Genomic DNA, 16,389 nt, shown 5'->3' with positions numbered 1-16,389 from the left:
GCGACCTGTACGTCGTGGGGACGCTCGATCAGTTCGACGAGCCCGCGCGGCCGTTCTCCCGGATGCTCAAGGCCGTCGCCGCGGCGTGAGAGTGAGGCGAGGGCCCCCCAGCCACGGACACGGGCTGCCCGGTCCGCGGTGCGGGGGCGCCGTCGTCCTCCGCCTCCGGCACGTCCACCGCGAACAGCGCCACCGGCTGCTCTTTCCCCCGGAGCACCTGGTCGCCGACCGGCCGGAGCGTCCATCCGTCCGCCTCCTTGAGCCGCGCCGCCAGCGCGTCGCCCACGAGGACGTCCTCGCCGAGCGGTTTGCACAGCGCCTGGATCCGGGCCGTCTGGTTGAGCACGTCGCCGGTGAACACGATCTCCTTCTTCAGGGCGCCGATCTCGCCCGTCGTCACGTCCCCGGTCTGCACCCCCGCCCGGAGGTCCGGCGCAATGCCGAACCGCTCCTCGAACCAGCCCGCTCTCGTCCGGAGTGCCGCCCGCATCGCGAGCGCGCACCGGACGCTGTTCGCGTCGCGGAGCCCGGCCTCCTCCGGCCATGACACGACGATCTCGTCGCCGATGTACTGGTACACCTCGCCCTCGTGCCGGACGACCGCGTCGGCGAGGGCGTCGTAGTAGGCGCGGAGGAACTCGAAGTAGCGGGCGTGCCCCAGCCGCTCCGTGATCGCGGTCGAGGACTTCATGTCCGAGAAGAGGAACACGCGCCGCTCCTGCTTCGGCGTGTGGTACCGCCCCGTGAGGAAGTTGGTGAGGACGCGGGCGCCCAGGTGCTCGCTGATCTCGGCGTAGAACAGCGAGACGACGAGGGACGTCGTGATCTGGACGCCCGTGCTCAGGCTCTCCATGCTGACCGCGAACGCCCCGAGGCGCTCCCAGACGCGGGCGTCGCTCAACCCGGTCCCCATCTCCATCGCCGCTGCGATGGGATACAAGACGACGACGACGACGGTCAGGAAGGCGACGTAGAACAGCGTCTTCCCCACCAGCTTGGCCCCGAGGCTCCTCGTGGCGAAAGCCCGGTTCAGGAACAGCAGCTCGACGACTCCGACGAGGCACCCGACGGCCACGGACGCCAGGCTGGCGAAGACGTAGATCCCGGCGTCGAGTTGGATGGCCTCGTGGGAATCGGCCGAGAAGCTCCCGACCGCCGCGTAGTTCGAGACCGAGAACACGTGGTCCACCAGAAACCAGATCACCCCGAAGGGGACGACGCGGCGGATCGTGCGCCGGGCGTTGGGGGAGAGCCAGGTGCTCATGTCACGTTGCCTCTCGGGGGTGGGCGTAGATGTCGAAGGCGTCGCGCGGCGACGAGCACAGCGACGACGGCTCCGAGAGACTCGGGAACCGGGAGAGCGGGGGCGACGCGAGGTGGGACATGCGACCGAAAGGCGTGTGGATGCGTCTGGCCCACGCGATCACTGTGCCGTGGCGGAGAGCGTCCTGCGGTGGAATAAACGGAGACCGCGCGGAAGAGCACGCGAGAGACCGCCTCAGCGCGGGGTGTCGCCCTGGACAGGACGCTCTACGGGAGCCGAAGGACCGACGTCGAGCCCTCCCCCTCGACGCGATCGACCGCGAGCGCCCCGCCGAGGCCTGTGTCTACAATGTCGTGGGCGAGGCTGAGCCCGAGGCCCGTGACGAAGTCGAGCGGGTCCCGGAGATCGTGGGCGCCCCCCGGCCGTGAGGTCGTTGATCCGCGACGCCTCCCGCTCACTCTTCCGCCTTCACATGGACGCCGAGCGAGACGCAGGCGAGCCCCTGGCCCAAGACCACGCGGACAGTGATGGGGCGGGCCTTTCTTATCAGTTCTGTCCGTCCGGCGGGCGGGGGTGAAAGTGCACCCGTCTCCGATTTAGCGTTCCTGCCTCGCCCCCCTGAACGTCAGCCGGAACCGCTCGTCGAAGCGCCCGCCCGCGTGGCGCTGGCAGCACGCACCGCATGCCATCGCCCGCCTCGGCGTCCGCGCGCGGCGGACCGTGACGCCGCAGCCCGGACACGTCGCCTCGACGCCGACCCAGCCTCCGAAGACGCCCGGCGTCGCTCCGCCTGGCCAGATGACCCTACCGGAAGCCGCGTGCGTCACCGCGAGGTAGGCCGGCCGCCTTGCCGCGTAGCAAGCCCGGCAGCGACACGCGTGGATCGGCTGGCGGTGCATCCCTGAGGTCGCCCCACACGACGGGCAGACGGCTCGGTATGCCGCCTCAATGCTGTCGTCGGGCAGGTCCCCCTTGAACGTCCGCTCGGGACGGGCGCCGCAGGCGACGGCGAGCGTTTTCCAGACGCGGTCGTGGTTGGTCCTCCCGCGCCGCTCGTGATCGATGGCGTGCGCGATCTCGTGGCGGAGGGTGTCCTCCACCTCCTCCGGCGGCAGCGACGGCATCAGGTGCGCCGAGACGGTGATCCGCTTCTTGCCTGTGTGGCACGCCCCCAGCCGACGCCGAGCACGATCCAGGCCCACGCTCCAGCCACGAGCCTGCAGCGGCTCGCCGAGGAGGTCGCGACCGAGGGCGTCCATCAACCGGTCGGCGAGGACGAGCGTGTCATCGAGGCTCGGCACGGTCAGGCGTCGGCCAGGAGGTAGCCGGTCGCGATCGCCCTGTACGCCTCCACCTGTGCGGCCTCCCAGTCGGCGTCACGGCCCAACTCCTCGGCCAGGAGCGACGCGACGCGGGGGGCCATCGCGATCGACGCGCGGGCATCGAGCAACAGTTCGCGCGTGCGGCGGGCCAGCACGTCCTCTACGGTCCGCGCCATCTCCTCTCGCGCCGCCCACACCACCTGGCCGGCGACGACGGGGCGGTCCGGGTGCAGACGGTCCCCGAGGCGAGCATCCTCGCGGATCAACGCCTGGAGTTCGGGCGCGTCGGCGCCGTAGGCCGCGAGGTCGCCGAAGACCTCGGCGTGCGCGTGGGCGCCGTGGAGTTGGAGCGTCGCCGTGACCGACGGCTGGTCGTCGAGCCCGGCCAGCATCGCCGCCTGGTCGATGGTGTCCTCGGCCATCTTCCGGTACGTCGTCCACTTGCCGCCCGTGATGGTGACCAGCCCGGAGTCGGCGATGTGGAGGACGTGGTCGCGCGAGAGCGCCGCCGTGCCTCCCTCGGCATCGGGGTCGGCCACGAGCGGGCGCAGGCCGACGAAGACGCTCTTGACGTCGGCCGGAGTTGGGTCCTTGGTGAGATAGCGCGCCGTGTGGCGGAGCAGGAAGTCGATCTCCTGCTGCTGCGGCCGGGGCTCCAGGTCGGCCGTCTCGACCGGCGTGTCGGTCGTCCCGATCACCACCACGTCGTGCCACGGGATGGCGAAGAGCACGCGCCCGTCGTCGGTCTTGGGGACCATGATCGCGTGGTCGCCGGGCAGGAAGCTCTTGTCGAGCACGATATGGACGCCCTGGCTGGCCTGCATCATCGGCCGTACCGCCGGGTCGTCCATCCGGCGGACGGTGTCGGTCCACACGCCGGTCGCGTTGATCACCACGCGAGCCCGGATCGTGTGCTCGGCGCCCGTTTCCCGGTCGCGCGCCTCGACGCCGACGACCTCCATCCCCTCCTTCACCAGCCCCGTGACCTCGCAGTACGTGAGCAGAACCGCCCCCTGGTCCGCCGCCGTTTGCGCCATGTTGATCGCCAGCCGCGCGTCGTCGAACTGGCCGTCGTAGTAGACCACGCCGCCGTCCAGCCCGTCGGGTTCGAGGGTCGGCAGGCGTTCCAGCGTCTCCTCCTTCGACAGGTTCTTGCTGCGGCCGAAGCCAGAGCGCCCCGCCATCAGGTCGTAGACCCGCATTCCGACGCCGTAGAACGGCCCCTCCCACCACGCGTAGTTGGGAACGACGAACGCGAGGTCGTGGACGAGGTGCGGCGCGTTGTGGAGCAGCCGCCCGCGCTCCTTCAACGCCTCCAGCACCAGCGACACGTTGCCCTGGCGGAGGTACCGCACGCCGCCATGGACCAGCTTCGTCGACCGGCTGGAGGTGCCCTTTGCGAAGTCGTCCTGCTCCAGCAGGAGCGTCCGGTATCCGCGCGAGGCGGCCTCGATGGCGCACCCCAGCCCGGTCGCGCCACCGCCGACGATGACGAGGTCCCAGGGGTCGGTCGCGCCCTGGAGCGCGGAGAGCATCGTGTCGCGGGTCATGGCGAGCGGTGTTGCGTGTTGCGTAGGTCACGCAACACGCGATACGCGACATGGGGTCCGGCTCAAGGCGAGGGACGACGTTCTCACGCCCCCTCCTCCGCCCAGCCCCCCGCACGGTCGAGGGCGCGGTTCCACCCGGCGCGGAGGCGGGCGGCGGCGGCGGCGGCCATCTCCGGCTCGAAGTGGCGATCGACGGCCCACTGCGCCGAGATCTCGTCGCCATCCGCCCAGAAGCCGACCGCGAGACCCGCCAGGTAGGCCGCCCCGAGCGCCGTCGTCTCCGTGACCGCCGGGCGGACGGTCGGCGCCTGGAGCAGGTCGGACTGGATCTGCATCAGCAGGTCGTTGCGCGCCGCGCCGCCGTCGACGCGCAGCTCCTTTACCTCGATGCCTGCGTCCTTCTCCATCGCCTCCAGCACGTCGGCCACCTGAAAGGCGATGCCCTCCAGCGCCGCCCGCGCGATGTGGCCCGCCACCGTCCCGCGCGTGAGGCCGACGATGGTGCCACGCGCGTACGGGTCCCAGTGCGGCGCCCCGAGCCCCGCGAACGCCGGCACGAGGTAGACGCCATCCGTGTCGTCCACGCTCCGCGCCAGCGCCTCCACCTCGCCCGACGAGCGGATGATGCCGAGCCCGTCGCGGAGCCACTGCACGACCGCGCCGCCGATGAAGACGCTGCCCTCCAGCGCATACTCCATCGGCGCGTCGCCCAGCTTCCAGGCGACGGTCGTGAGCAACTGGTTCTCCGAGGCCACCGGCTCCGTGCCGGTGTGCATCAGCATGAAGCAGCCCGTGCCGTAGGTGTTCTTCGCCATGCCCGGCGTGGTGCACCGCTGGCCGAACGTGGCCGCCTGCTGGTCGCCCGCGATGCCCGCGATGGGGATGGGCGAGGCGAACAGGTCGCGGTGCGTCTCGGCGTAGACCTCGCTCGACGACCGGACCTCAGGCAGCATCGCCCGCGGCACCCCCAGGATGCCGAGCAGTTTGTCGTCCCAGTCGCCCGTGTGGATGTCGAAGAGCATCGTCCGCGACGCGTTCGTCACGTCCGTCAGGTGCTCGGCGCCGTCGGTCAGGTTCCAGACGAGCCAGCTGTCGACGGTCCCGAAGGCCAGTTCGCCCGCCTCGGCACGCTGGCGGGCGCCCTCGACGTGGTCGAGGATCCAGCGGACCTTGGTGCCCGAGAAGTAGCTGTCCACCACGAGTCCCGTCTTGGCGCGGATGGTCGGCGCGTGGCCGCCCGCTTTGAGCTGGTCGCAGAAGGCGGCCGTCCGCCGGTCCTGCCAGACGATGGCGTTGTGGACCGGCTGCCCGGTCGCGCGGTCCCACACGACCGTCGTCTCGCGCTGGTTGGTGATGCCGATGGCTGCCACGTCGCGCGCCCGGACGCCCGCGCTCGACAGCACCTCGGCCGCCACGCTGATCTGGGACGACCAGATCTCGGTCGGGTCGTGCTCCACCCAGCCCGGCTGGGGAAAGTGCTGCGTGAACTCCTTCTGGGCGACGGCGTGGATCTGGCCCCTCCGGTCGAACAGGATGGCGCGGGAGCTGGTGGTGCCCTGGTCGAGGGCGAGGACGTAGGGCATGGCGGACGAAGCGGCGAGCCCTCAACATATCGCCCTGTCGTGGTGCGCCCGCCGAGGCAGGCCGGGCGGCTACGCGCTGGCCGAGACGGCCTGCCGGTCGCGCGACTGGCGGTCCACCATCCACTGCGGGTAGAGCCGCTCCGGCGCGGTGATCGCGTCGAGCGTCGCCAGCTCGTCGGCGGTGAACGCGACCGGCGTGGCGCCCAGGTTGTCGTCCAGCTGGGCGGGCTTCTTGGTGCCGATGATGACACTTGTCACGCCGCGCCGCTGGAGCAGCCACGCCAGCGCGAGCTGCGGGATGGTGGCGCCCTTCGCCTCGGCCATCGCGTCGAGCGCCTCGACGGCGTCGTAGGCCTTTTCCTTGTCGATCGGCGGGAAGTCGAACGTCGTCCGGCGCGAGCCCTCCGGGTCGTCCTGGGCGCGACGGTACTTGCCGGTCAGGAAACCGCCCGCGAGCGGGCTCCAGACCATGATGCCCAGCCCCTCCTCCACGGCCGTGTCGATCAGTTCGTGCTCCAGATCGCGCCCGACGAGGCTGTAGTACGCCTGCAGGCTGACGAAGCGCGGCCCGCCGTCGCGGTCGGCAACGGCGTTGGCGCGCATGATGTGGCGAACGGCGTAGTTGGACACGCCCAGGTAGCGCACCTTGCCCATGCGGACGAGGTCGGCCAGCGCGCCCATGGTCTCTTCGATGGGCGTCACCGGGTCCCAGCCGTGGACCTGATACAGGTCGATGTGGTCCACGCCGAGGCGCTTCAGGCTGGCGTCGCAACTGTCGAAGATGTGCGACCGCGACAGCCCGACGTTGTTGACGTCGCCTGTGCCCTGCGCAGCGGCATCGCTCATGGAGCCACGCACCTTGGTCGCGATCACGACCTGCTCGCGCGGCACCGAGCTGTTCCGGAGCGACTGCCCGAGGATGGTCTCGGACTGTCCCCGCGAGTACACGTCGGCCGTGTCGAAGAAGGTGACGCCCGCGTCGAGGGCGGCGTGGACGAGGCGGTCGGCGCCCTCCTGGTCGGAGACCTCTCCGATGCCGTAGAAGCCCTCGCCGAAGGTCATCGCGCCGAAACAGATCTCGGAGACCTTGAGGCCGGAGCGGCCGAGCTGACGGTATTCCATGGGCATGGTGGAGAGTGTGGGTGTCTCACCACCGAGTCCCGTCACGGTTCGCCGCCTCCGCCTCGGTGCGCCCATGGAGCGGCCGAGGCGGGCGGAGTCAGGCGGCCAGCGCGGCGGCGACAGCGTCCGCCAGCGGCGTGGTCGGACGACCGATCAGGCGGCTGAGCGCCCGGCCGTCGTCGTAGAGTGCGCCCTGACCGGCGGCGGCGTCCGACTGAGCGATCATGCCGGCGACCGGCCCGGGAAGTCCGATGCGCTCCAGCGCGGCCCGGTAGTCCTCCTCCGGCAGGTCCTGGTACGCGACCTCGCGGCCCGACTGGCGGGCCACTTCGGCGGCGTACTCGGCCATCGTGAACGCCTCATCGCCGGCCAGCTCCAGCGTCTGCCCGGCCGGGTCGTCGGCCGTCAGCACGACCGCGGCGGCAGCGGCGTAGTCGGCTCGGGTGGCGGGCGTCACGCGGGCGTCCCCCGCGCTGCCCAACACGACGCCGTGCTCGACGGCAGCGCCGATGGAGCCGGTGTAGTTCTCGGTGTACCAGCCGTTGCGGAGGAGCGCGAAGGGCACGCCGCTCTCGGCCAGCGCCGCCTCGGTCTGGCGGTGTTCGTCAGCCAACCCGAGCAGCGAGTCCGGCGCGTGGAGGACACTCGTGTAGACGATCAGGCTCACGCCCGCGGCCTTCGCCGCATCGATCACGGCCTGGTGCTGCGGGACGCGCTTCCCAACCTCACTGGCCGAGATGAGCAGGAGCCGATCGACGCCCTCCAGCGCGGGCGGCAGCGTCTCTGGACGGTCGTAGTCGAACGTGCGGACGGTGACTCCGAGATCTGCCCCCTTCGACGGCGTGCGGGCGAGGGCAACGATCTCGTCGGAGGGGACGCGGGCCAGGAGATTGGCGATGACGAGACGGCCGAGGTGGCCGGTGGAGCCGGTGACGGCGTAGGTGGGCATGGCAGCAGAGGTGGATCGGCCCGGTAAATGCCGCGGCACCCCATTTGTTCGTTTGAACAACCAAATACCTGAGACCCCTTCCCAGCCACCCCGAGGGCGCCTCAGGCCTCAGCCGAACCAGCCCAGCAGCCAGAGCAGCGCGGGGAACGCGAACAGCACCATCAGCCCGACGAACAGCCACGCGCTGGCCTTCATGCCCGGCTTCGGGAGCGGAAACTCGTAGGCGCAGAACGGGCACACCTCCGCATCCTCGTCGACGGCAAAGCCACACGACGGGCACTCGCGTTGTCCGGGTCCGATCTCGTCGATCACAGCGTCGGGAGGGCGATGAAGTCGTCCGCCTCGGCGGCGACCTCGGGGGAGCGGGTGCGGTCGATCCAGCCACCTGCGACCACGTCGTCGCCGTCGTAGACGACGGCCGCCTGGCCGGGGGCGATGGCGTCACGGGGCGCCTCGAAGACGGCCTCGAAGGCGTCGGGCGCGGTCTGCCGGACGAGCGCCGCCAGGCCGGGGTCGCGGTGGCGGATCTGCCCGTGGAGCGTCGCCTCGGCGTTCAGCCCGTCCCACTTGCCCCAGACGACGCCGCGCGCCGTCAGCGTCTGCGACGCGAGCGCGGACCGGGGCCCGACGACGACGGTGTTGGTCTCGGGCTCGATGCGGATCACGTAGACCGGCTCGCCGAGGGCGATCCCCAGCTTCCGCTGGCCGACGGTATAGAACGGGTAGCCCTCGTGCCGCCCCACGACCTCGCCCATCTCGCTGTGGACGAACGGCCCGCCCGACAGCTCCGCCGAGGCGGGCACACGGCGCCGCAGGAAGCCGCGGTAGTCGTCGTTGGGGACGAAGCAGATCTCGTACGAGTCCTTCTTGCCCGCGACGTGCGCCATCCCCATGTCGGCCGCCATCCGGCGGATCTCGGTCTTGGCGAGCCCGCCGAGCGGGAAGAGCGTCCGCGCGAGGTGGGCCTGGGCGACGCCCCACAGGACGTACGACTGGTCCTTGCTGGCGTCGAGGCCGCGGCTCACGGTCCACCGCCCCTCGTGCTCGCGGACGTTGGCGTAGTGGCCGGTCGCGATGTGCTCGCAGCCGAGCGCGTCGGCGCGCTTCAGCAAGGCGGCCCACTTGATGTGCGTGTTGCACAGCACGCACGGGTTGGGCGTCCGCCCGGCGAGGTAGTCGGTCTGGAACCGGTCGATGACCCAGTCCCCGAACTCCGCCCGGATGTCGACGACGGTGTGGCTGGCCCCCAGGCGGACGGCGACGGCGCGGGCGTCGTTCATGTCGTCCAGCGAGCAGCAGCCCGAGGTTGCGCGGGACACGCCGGAGCCGCCCAGCGACGTCTCGTAGTCCCACGTCTTCATGGTCACGCCCACGACCTCGTACCCGGCCTCGTGGAGGAGACCGGCTGTGACGGAGGAGTCGACGCCGCCGCTCATGGCGACGAGCACGCGACCGTGGCGGCTCATAAAACGATCCGGGAGGGAATTGGCACGGGGCAAGCTATCGCCCGGGTCCGACCGGCCCCAGCAGCGGGCTAGAGTTTCTTCCTTCTTCGCCGTCAGCCCTCGGTCCTGCCGGGATCTTACGGTTCGCGCCCCCCACCCCCATGACGACGCAGCCTCCCTCCCGCCGCGAGCGGATCAAGACCCCCGACGCCCCGGCGGCCATCGGGCCGTACTGCCAGGGCCTCCTCGTCGGCGAGACGCTCTACGTGTCGGGCCAGATCGCACTCGACCCGCGCTCCGGCGAGATGGTGACGGGCGACATCGAGGAGGAGACGGCTCAGATCCTCGACAACGTGGGCGCGGTGCTCCGGGCGGCCGACATGGACTTCGCGCACGTCGCCCAGGTGACGCTCTTCCTCCGTGACATGGACGACTATGCGGTCGTCAACGAGGTCTACGCCCGCTACTTCAGCGGAGCGACGCCGGCCCGCGAGGCGCTGGAGGTGGGCAAGCTGCCGCGCGAGGCGCGCGTCGAGATCAGCTGCATCGCGGTGCGGTAGGGAGCCTTTTCGCAGTCGCCCGCGGGGACGCGGTTCATCGCCGCCGCCATGGTCGTACCTGGCCGAGGTCCGTGCCGGTCCCGTCGGCACCGTCTTCCAGCGCGGCGTGTGGGCACCGCCCCCGCACGTCGTCGCGCTCCGACCCTACGAGGGAGCGGGATACGCGCGTCGCGGAGCGCGTAGACGAGATCCCCGCTGACTCCGCCTGTGCCCCCTCCCGACGCCGACACGCTCCCCCTCCACACGGCGACCGAGGCGGACGCACGGCTACGTGGGACCGCACCGAGCCAGGGCCCCGACGACGCAGCGGCGTGGCGGCTGGAGGCCGTCTTCGTGGCCCTCGCCCTCGTCGGCCTCGTGGGCGGGCTCGTGGCCGAGTGGCAGGACTGGACCGCCGCGAGTTGGGCGCTCTACGCCGTCGCGTACGTCTTCGGCGGGTGGTTCGGGCTGCGCGCCGGGCTGGCCGCGCTCCGCAACCTGACGGCCGACATCGACCTGCTGATGATCCTGGCAGCCCTCGGCGCGCTCGCCATCGGGGCGCCCTTCGAGGGGGCAATGCTGCTGTTCCTGTTCTCGCTCTCGAACGTCCTCCAGAACGTCGCCATCGGGCGGAGCCGTCGGGCCATCGGCGCGCTGATGGAGCTCCGGCCGGACGCCGCGCGCGTCGAGCGCGACGGCACCTGGGTCGAGGTACCCGTCGAGCAGGTCGCCATCGGCGACGTGTTCCGGGTGCTGCCGGGCGACCGGGTGCCGCTCGACGGCGTGATCGTGAGCGGGCGCAGCGAGGTCGACCAGGCGTCGCTGACCGGCGAGAGCGTGCCCGTGGGCAAAGCCGAGGGCGACGAGGTGTTCGGCGGGACAACCCTCGGCGGCGGCGCGCTCGACGTGCGCGTGACCAAGACCGCCGCCGACAGCGCCATCGCCCGCGTCATCACGATGGTGGAGGACGCGCAGGCGCAGAAGGCCGACACGCAGCGCCTCATCGACCGCTTCGAGCAGCCCTACGCGCTCGCCGTGATCGGCATGACGCTCGCCGCCATCGCCCTCCCCCTCGTCCTCTGGGGCGACCCCTTCCGCCCGACCTTCTACCGCGCCATGACGCTCATGGTGGCCGCCAGCCCGTGCGCACTCGTCATCTCGACGCCCGCAGCGGTGCTGAGCGCCATCGCCGCCGCCGCCCGGAGCGGCGTCCTGTTCAAGGGTGGCGTGACGGTGGAAGAGGCCGCGCGCGTCCGCGCGGTCGCCTTCGACAAGACGGGCACGCTGACGGCGGGTGAGACGCGCCTCACCGACGCCGTCGCCCTCGGCGGTGGGGGCGCCGACGCGCTGGTTGCGCTCGCCGCCGCCGTCCAGGCCCGGAGCGAGCATCACCTCGCCCGCGCGACCGTTCGCGACGCCGAGGCGCGGGGCCAGTCGGTCGCCGAGGCCGAGCACTTCGTGGCCGTCGCCGGACGCGGCGTCGAGGGCACGGTGGCGGGGCGGACGGTCCGCATCGGCAACCCGGCCTTCTTCGCCGACCGCGACGTCGCCTGCCTCGGGGACGCGCTGACCGAGGTGGAGCGGCTCCGCGCGCAGGCACGGACGGCCGTGGTCGTGACCGAGGCCGGCCCGGACGGCGAGCGCGCCGTCGGCGTGCTGGCCTTCGCGGACGTGCTCCGCCCGAGCGCCCGCGAGGTCGTCGCCCAGTTGAAGGCGCTCGGCATCGAGCACGTCGCGATGCTCACCGGCGACACGGCCGAGGTCGGCGCTGCGATGGCCGCCGAGGCGGGCGTGGACGCGGTCTACGCGGACCTCCTCCCGGAGGCCAAGGTGGCGCTCATCCGCGACCTCGAAGCGCGCTGGGGCGGCGTCGCGATGGTGGGCGACGGCGTCAACGACGCGCCCGCGCTGGCGGCGGCCACGCTCGGCATCGCCATGGGCGGCGCCGGGACCGACGTGGCCCTGGAGACGGCCGACGTGGTTCTCATGGCCGACGACCTCGGCAAGATCCCCTACCTCCTCCGCCTCAGCCGCCGCACGCGGCGGACGCTGGCCGTCAACATTGCGATCTCGCTGGGCGCCATCGTAGTGATGGTGGTCACGATTCTGGGCGTCGGCCTGGCGTTGCCGCTCGCCGTCGTCGGGCACGAGGGGAGCACGGTCCTGGTCAGTCTCAACGGACTCCGCCTGCTTGGAGCCCGCGACTGATCCGGGCCGCACCCGCGGTCGCGCGTCCCTGCCCGGCCGGTCCTCGCGCGCCTCGCATCAGAAACGCCCCTCATGCTGCAGCGCGGGATGCCGGTCTTCGCCGATGGTCTCTGACGATTCCTACGGAGAGACGAGTCCTACGGAGAGCGCTCGCTCAGTTCCACGGCAGCTCCACCACCACGTCCTCGTGGAGCGCGGCGCGGACGTAGCCGAGCAAGGCGCGGCGGCCGGGGCCGTAGCGGTAGATGCGCTCGACGTCCGTCTTCATGCGGACGCGGCAGACGGGCAGGCCGGGAATCACGACCACACCGTCCACCATCGCACGGCCCGCGTCGTCCTCCGTCGTCGTGATGCGCACGAACTGGTTGGTCGGGTCGGTGAAGCCGAGGCCGCCGAAGTTCGGAGGAAGGGGGAGGTTCGAGAGCGCCATGGAGTTGGGTGGAGGAGCCCCCTAGAGATCGGCCGATCGCTCGCGCCATTAAACGGGCAGATCGGAAACGTAACGGGACACCACCGTTCTGCCTCTCATGGAAACCCATGATAAGATCCGCTAGGCTTCGGGCTCGAAGCGTGCCTGGAGCCAGCCGTCCTCCACGCGCGCCTCCGTGAGGTGGTAGTAGGCGAGGAAGGCGGGCAACGTCACATTGCGGCGCTGGTTGGCGATCTGGACCACGAGGTCGTCGCCGAACTGCTCGGCCTCGACGTCGCCGGGCGCCGCTCCGGGGACGCGCAGCGAGACGGTGTAGCTCTCGCCCTCATTCTCGACCTTGTACGACGGCTCCGAGTGGTAGACCGCCGCCGGGTCGCGGTCGGCGTAGAGCCCCTCGGCGATCTGCGCCAGCAGTTCCAGCCCGAACACCTCCTCGCCGAGGTGGGGCACCTGGAGGGTCGGCAGCGGCGCGAACGAGCGCTCGATCTCGTCGAGGTAGCCCGCCTGCGCCTCGACGTACTTCGCCATCACACCACCCGCGTCGTCGGCCGGGATGACGCGGTTCACGATGGCCGCGTCGACGCCGTAGCCGTAGAGCTGGAGGTACGTGTAGGCCCGCTTGGCCTCCTGGATCACCATCCGCTCCGGGTTCATCACGAGCCGGGCGGACGTGACCTCAGGGTCCTGCAGGATCTCCTGCACGTCGCCCAGCTTGCCGAACAGCTTGTCGAGCTCCTCGTAGCCGCGGTCGAGCGGGATGCCGGTCGTCTTGCGGACCGCGAAGCCGACGGTCTTGATGGCCGTCTTCTGCAACGGGAACGCCTTCTGGAGCCACCACTGGGTGACCTGCGGAAGCGTGAGCAGCGTGAGCGTCTCGCCGGTCGGCGCGGCGTCGAGCACGATCACGTCGTAGTCGCCGGAGCGGACGAACTCGTCGAGCCACAGGAGCGCGCTCCCCTCGCCCATCCCCGGCAGCGCGGCCAGTTCCTCGGCCGCGATCGCATCGGCACCCTGGAAGCGGAGCACCGCGCGGACCAGCTCGCGCATGTTGCCCCAGTACTTGCGCATCGAGTAGTACAGGTCCACCTCCATCGCGTCCAGGTTGGGCGCGAGCTGGCGCGGCTCGGGGCCGAGCGGCCGGTCGACGGCGTCGGCGAGCGAGTGGGCGGGGTCGGTGGAGAGGACGAGGGTGCGCTGACCGCGCGACGCACAGGCGAGGGCCGTGGCCGCAGCACAGGTCGTCTTGCCGACGCCACCTTTGCCGGTGAAGAGGAGAACGCGGGGCATGCCGGATGAGAGGTGAGGAGTGACGGATGAAGGGTCCGAACGAGCGCGTCGTTCCGTCGGTCCTCGCGCTTCACCTCATCCGCTCCCCCCTGCCCGCCTCGGCGCCGAGGTGGGCGACACGCGATCAGAGGCGGCCCGCCACGCGGCGCGCGAGCGCCTCCAGTCCGTCGACCGTGCACACCCCCGCCCGCCCGGCGACGATGCCCGACTCCAGCTTCACGACCGTCGCCCCGTCCGAGAACACGACGGCGTGCGTGACGAGCCCGATCCCACCTGCGGCGTCGGAGACGTAGCGGACCCCGCCGTCTCCTAGGTCGGGCAACTCGCGGAGCGCGGCGTCCTCGGCCGACACGCCGTCCGCAGCCTCCGCCCCGGCATCCTGCACGCCGAGAACCTCGAACACCTGCCCGAGAGCCCGGTCGGCGTCTCCGGGCGCGGCCGATCCGCTGGAGGACCGGCCGAGTGCACGGGCGATCTCGACGGTGGCGGCGGCCATCTGCACGTCCCGCTCGGCGTACACGTCCAGGACGAACGCGCTGACAGCCCCCGGCCGCTGCGCCGAGATGCGGCAGCGGTCGTCCCCGCTCGTCGAGACCTCGACTGTCGCCTCGGCGACGCCGCAGGTCGACCGGATCTCGTCCGCGGTGAGCAGCGTCGCGCACGACGGGGCGTCCTGCGACGCGGCGGGCCCGGCCCCGACTGTGATCAGGGCGAGGGTGGACAGGAGGAGGCTCATGGGTCGGGTGGTGGGAGTGTGAGGTCGCCCCACATGAGAGAACCGGAACCCCCGCCGCGGCCTGTCACGACGGCGTGCGACGTCCTCACCCTCCCAATGCCGAGGTGGGACAGGACCCTGCAGTCTGCCGCTGCCGCCTCCGCTCCCCCTACTCTCCCCCCGCTCGCAGCCGCTCGATCTCGGCGTCCTGCGCCGCCACGCGCGCCTCCAGCGCCTCGACACGTGCGAGGAGCGCCTGGAGCGCCGCCAGTGCCACACCGTCGGCGTCGACGGTCGCGATGGCCTCGTCGCTGCCACCCAGGCCGAAGGCCGCCGCGAAGTCCTGCGAGGTCGGCCCGAGGTGGCGGACGCCGGGCTCGGCATCGTACGTCCACGTCGCGATCGGCAGCGTGCCGAGCGTCGCCAGCACGGCGTCGCCGTCGATGGGCGCGAAGTCGTGCTTGAGGTAGAGGCTGGAGGCGTTCGTCCACGCGCCCCCCGCCGTCAGCGACGCGCCGTTGGCCATCACGATGGGGCTGCCGGTAGACTGGAGCGCCATCACGTCGCCCGACGCGTGTCCGAGGCGGAGGGTGCCGTTGCTCGGGCCGCCGCCGCGGATCTCCCAGTAGGCCGCATTGGAGGCGTTGCCCAGCCGGAGCCGCGCGTCGCCGGTCGTCGCCGTCTCGGTGAGCACCAGCTGAGGCCGGGAGGCCGTCCCCGCGTACGTCACGTGGACCGCGCCGCCGGGCGCGTTGGTCCCCACGCCCACGCCGCCCGGTGCGTCGACCAGGAACTGGCCGACGGCGGTGGACGACGTGCCGGTGCCGCCGGACCACACGAAGGCTTGGTCATGGAGCGCCTGCGCCGACCGTCCCGCGGCAGCGGAGAGCGTGCCCGACGCCCGGTTGTCCTGCCCGCCGAGGACCGTGCTGTACAGCCCCGACGCCGTGTTGGAGCGCCCGCCCGCGACCGCTGCGTACGACTGGCTCGCCGTGTTGCCGTCCGCCTCGTTGATGCCGCCGCCGCCCGCGACCGTCGCGTACACCCCCTCGGCTCGGTTGCCGCGCCCGCCTCCGACCGTCGCGCCGTCGCCGAGGGCGGTGTTGTAGCGCCCGCCCGGGATGGTCGCCCCGTTGCCGCTCGCGGTGTTGTACTGCCCGCCGCCGATGGCCGCGTGCGCGATCCCGAGCCCGGCGTGGTTGCCGTGCCCGCCCGCGATCACGCTGTGCAGCCCGTCCGCCGTGTTGCCGATGCCGCCGCCGATGGTCGTGATCTCGTCCGAGGCCACGTTGCCCTGCCCGCCGGAGACCGTCGAGGAGATGCTCGTCGCCTGATTGCGCGAGCCGCCCGCCACGACCGCGTTCCGGCCCGTCGCCTGGTTGCGGATGCCGCCGCCCACCGCAGCGTCCGTCGAGGCCGTGTTGCCCGAGCCGCCCGCGACGGTTCCGCTCACGCCGGTCACCTGGTTGGTCAGCGCGAAGCCGTCGCGGTCTGGGTCGCCGCCGCCGCCGATGGTCGCGCTGCTCATGCCCGAGACGACTGCGTTGCCCGAGTACCCGCCGATGACGTTCGGCCCGTCGGCCGCCGTCTCCGGGTCGATGGCGAGGGCCGTCAGGCCGAGGGCCAGCGGCGCCGCCAGGACGGCCGTCCGCGGCCCCAGCGCCTCGTAGGCGCCTCCGCTCGGGCGGACCTCCACGCCGAGCCACCGGGCCCGCCGCCAGTCGGTCGCCCCGAAGTCCACCACGGTCGCGAACACGCCGTCGGCCACCGCGACGCCGGTCGCGGTCGTGGTCGCCACGCTGGAGCCGCCGGTCGGCCCGGCGTAGAGTTGGAAGCGGAAGTCGTAGGTCCCCTCCGCAGGCGCGCCCGCCTCGGTGAGCGCGCCCTGGTAGCTGAACGCCGTCTGGGCCGTCGCTCCGGCGGCGAGGAGGAGCAGGACGAGGACGGGAGTGACGACGCGCATCGGGGCAGCAGG

The 16,389-nt window shown here is 71.8% G+C and carries 14 protein-coding genes; 2 read left to right on the top strand and 12 right to left on the bottom strand.

Features of this window, described 5'->3' with window-relative positions:
• Positions 1-28: 28 nt before the first annotated feature.
• From B1759_RS11970 to mnmA, 8 genes are all read right to left on the bottom strand, one after another.
• A complete protein-coding gene (locus B1759_RS11970) occupies positions 29-1,264 on the bottom strand; it encodes an adenylate/guanylate cyclase domain-containing protein (RefSeq protein ID WP_095515311.1) in 1,236 nt (411 codons plus the stop codon).
• 596 nt (positions 1,265-1,860) lie between these two features.
• Complete coding sequence (locus B1759_RS11960; protein WP_095515309.1) at positions 1,861-2,565, bottom strand: SprT-like domain-containing protein; 705 nt, start codon at positions 2,563-2,565, stop codon at positions 1,861-1,863.
• 2 nt (positions 2,566-2,567) lie between these two features.
• Positions 2,568-4,136, bottom strand: a complete 1,569-nt coding sequence (locus B1759_RS11955) for a glycerol-3-phosphate dehydrogenase/oxidase (RefSeq protein ID WP_198948843.1) — start codon at positions 4,134-4,136, stop codon at positions 2,568-2,570.
• Between the two features lie 83 nt (positions 4,137-4,219).
• Entirely contained in the window at positions 4,220-5,719 is a 1,500-nt protein-coding gene (glpK, locus tag B1759_RS11950) for a glycerol kinase GlpK (RefSeq protein WP_095515308.1), read from the bottom strand.
• Between the two features lie 69 nt (positions 5,720-5,788).
• Positions 5,789-6,841 (bottom strand): aldo/keto reductase, encoded by a 1,053-nt coding sequence (locus B1759_RS11945; RefSeq protein ID WP_095515307.1) that lies wholly within the window; start codon positions 6,839-6,841, stop codon positions 5,789-5,791.
• A gap of 97 nt (positions 6,842-6,938) precedes the next feature.
• Positions 6,939-7,790: an SDR family oxidoreductase gene (locus tag B1759_RS11940; protein WP_095515306.1), complete on the bottom strand. Its 852-nt coding sequence runs from the start codon at positions 7,788-7,790 to the stop codon at positions 6,939-6,941.
• A 108-nt stretch (positions 7,791-7,898) separates the two neighbouring features.
• Entirely contained in the window at positions 7,899-8,102 is a 204-nt protein-coding gene (locus B1759_RS11935) for a hypothetical protein (protein WP_198948842.1), read from the bottom strand.
• Complete coding sequence (gene mnmA / locus B1759_RS11930) at positions 8,099-9,256, bottom strand: tRNA 2-thiouridine(34) synthase MnmA (RefSeq protein ID WP_095515305.1); 1,158 nt, start codon at positions 9,254-9,256, stop codon at positions 8,099-8,101. Before mnmA ends, B1759_RS11935 begins: the two co-directional genes overlap by 4 nt.
• Positions 9,257-9,396: 140 nt before the next feature.
• On the opposite strand from mnmA, the gene B1759_RS11925 reads away from it, so the two are divergent.
• The gene (locus B1759_RS11925; RefSeq protein ID WP_095515304.1) at positions 9,397-9,795 is read left to right on the top strand and encodes a RidA family protein; all 399 of its coding nucleotides are present in this window, start codon (positions 9,397-9,399) and stop codon (positions 9,793-9,795) included.
• A 207-nt stretch (positions 9,796-10,002) separates the two neighbouring features.
• Positions 10,003-11,982 (top strand): heavy metal translocating P-type ATPase, encoded by a 1,980-nt coding sequence (locus B1759_RS11920; RefSeq protein ID WP_198948841.1) that lies wholly within the window; start codon positions 10,003-10,005, stop codon positions 11,980-11,982.
• 154 nt (positions 11,983-12,136) lie between these two features.
• On the opposite strand, the gene B1759_RS11915 is transcribed toward B1759_RS11920, so the two are convergent.
• From B1759_RS11915 to B1759_RS11900, 4 genes are all read right to left on the bottom strand, one after another.
• Positions 12,137-12,412, bottom strand: coding sequence for a hypothetical protein (locus tag B1759_RS11915; RefSeq protein ID WP_095515302.1), 276 nt, complete (start codon positions 12,410-12,412; stop codon positions 12,137-12,139).
• Between the two features lie 120 nt (positions 12,413-12,532).
• Positions 12,533-13,699, bottom strand: coding sequence for an ArsA family ATPase (locus tag B1759_RS11910; RefSeq protein WP_095515301.1), 1,167 nt, complete (start codon positions 13,697-13,699; stop codon positions 12,533-12,535).
• A 124-nt stretch (positions 13,700-13,823) separates the two neighbouring features.
• A complete protein-coding gene (locus B1759_RS11905; protein ID WP_095515300.1) occupies positions 13,824-14,435 on the bottom strand; it encodes a hypothetical protein in 612 nt (203 codons plus the stop codon).
• A 148-nt stretch (positions 14,436-14,583) separates the two neighbouring features.
• Entirely contained in the window at positions 14,584-16,377 is a 1,794-nt protein-coding gene (locus tag B1759_RS11900; protein ID WP_095515299.1) for a tail fiber domain-containing protein, read from the bottom strand.
• Between the last annotated feature and the right edge of the window lie 12 nt (positions 16,378-16,389).

Origin of the sequence: Rubrivirga sp. SAORIC476 (assembly GCF_002283555.1) — a bacterium.
Taxonomy (GTDB): Bacteria; Bacteroidota; Rhodothermia; order Rhodothermales; family Rubricoccaceae; genus Rubrivirga.
Note: the sequence above shows the minus strand (reverse complement) of the source record. Positions and strands in the feature narration are given on the sequence as shown.

Excerpts from the sequence above, each read along its gene's own strand:
- B1759_RS11905 (WP_095515300.1), bottom strand. The coding sequence starts at position 14,435 with ATGAGCCTCCTCCTGTCCACCCTCGCCCTGATCACAGTCGGGGCCGGG.
- B1759_RS11970 (WP_095515311.1), bottom strand. The coding sequence starts at position 1,264 with ATGAGCACCTGGCTCTCCCCCAACGCCCGGCGCACGATCCGCCGCGTC.
- mnmA (WP_095515305.1), bottom strand. The coding sequence starts at position 9,256 with ATGAGCCGCCACGGTCGCGTGCTCGTCGCCATGAGCGGCGGCGTCGAC.
- B1759_RS11940 (WP_095515306.1), bottom strand. The coding sequence starts at position 7,790 with ATGCCCACCTACGCCGTCACCGGCTCCACCGGCCACCTCGGCCGTCTC.
- B1759_RS11915 (WP_095515302.1), bottom strand. The coding sequence starts at position 12,412 with ATGGCGCTCTCGAACCTCCCCCTTCCTCCGAACTTCGGCGGCCTCGGC.
- B1759_RS11900 (WP_095515299.1), bottom strand. The coding sequence starts at position 16,377 with ATGCGCGTCGTCACTCCCGTCCTCGTCCTGCTCCTCCTCGCCGCCGGA.
- B1759_RS11910 (WP_095515301.1), bottom strand. The coding sequence starts at position 13,699 with ATGCCCCGCGTTCTCCTCTTCACCGGCAAAGGTGGCGTCGGCAAGACG.
- B1759_RS11955 (WP_198948843.1), bottom strand. The coding sequence starts at position 4,136 with ATGACCCGCGACACGATGCTCTCCGCGCTCCAGGGCGCGACCGACCCC.
- B1759_RS11925 (WP_095515304.1), top strand. The coding sequence starts at position 9,397 with ATGACGACGCAGCCTCCCTCCCGCCGCGAGCGGATCAAGACCCCCGAC.
- B1759_RS11945 (WP_095515307.1), bottom strand. The coding sequence starts at position 6,841 with ATGGAATACCGTCAGCTCGGCCGCTCCGGCCTCAAGGTCTCCGAGATC.
- glpK (WP_095515308.1), bottom strand. The coding sequence starts at position 5,719 with ATGCCCTACGTCCTCGCCCTCGACCAGGGCACCACCAGCTCCCGCGCC.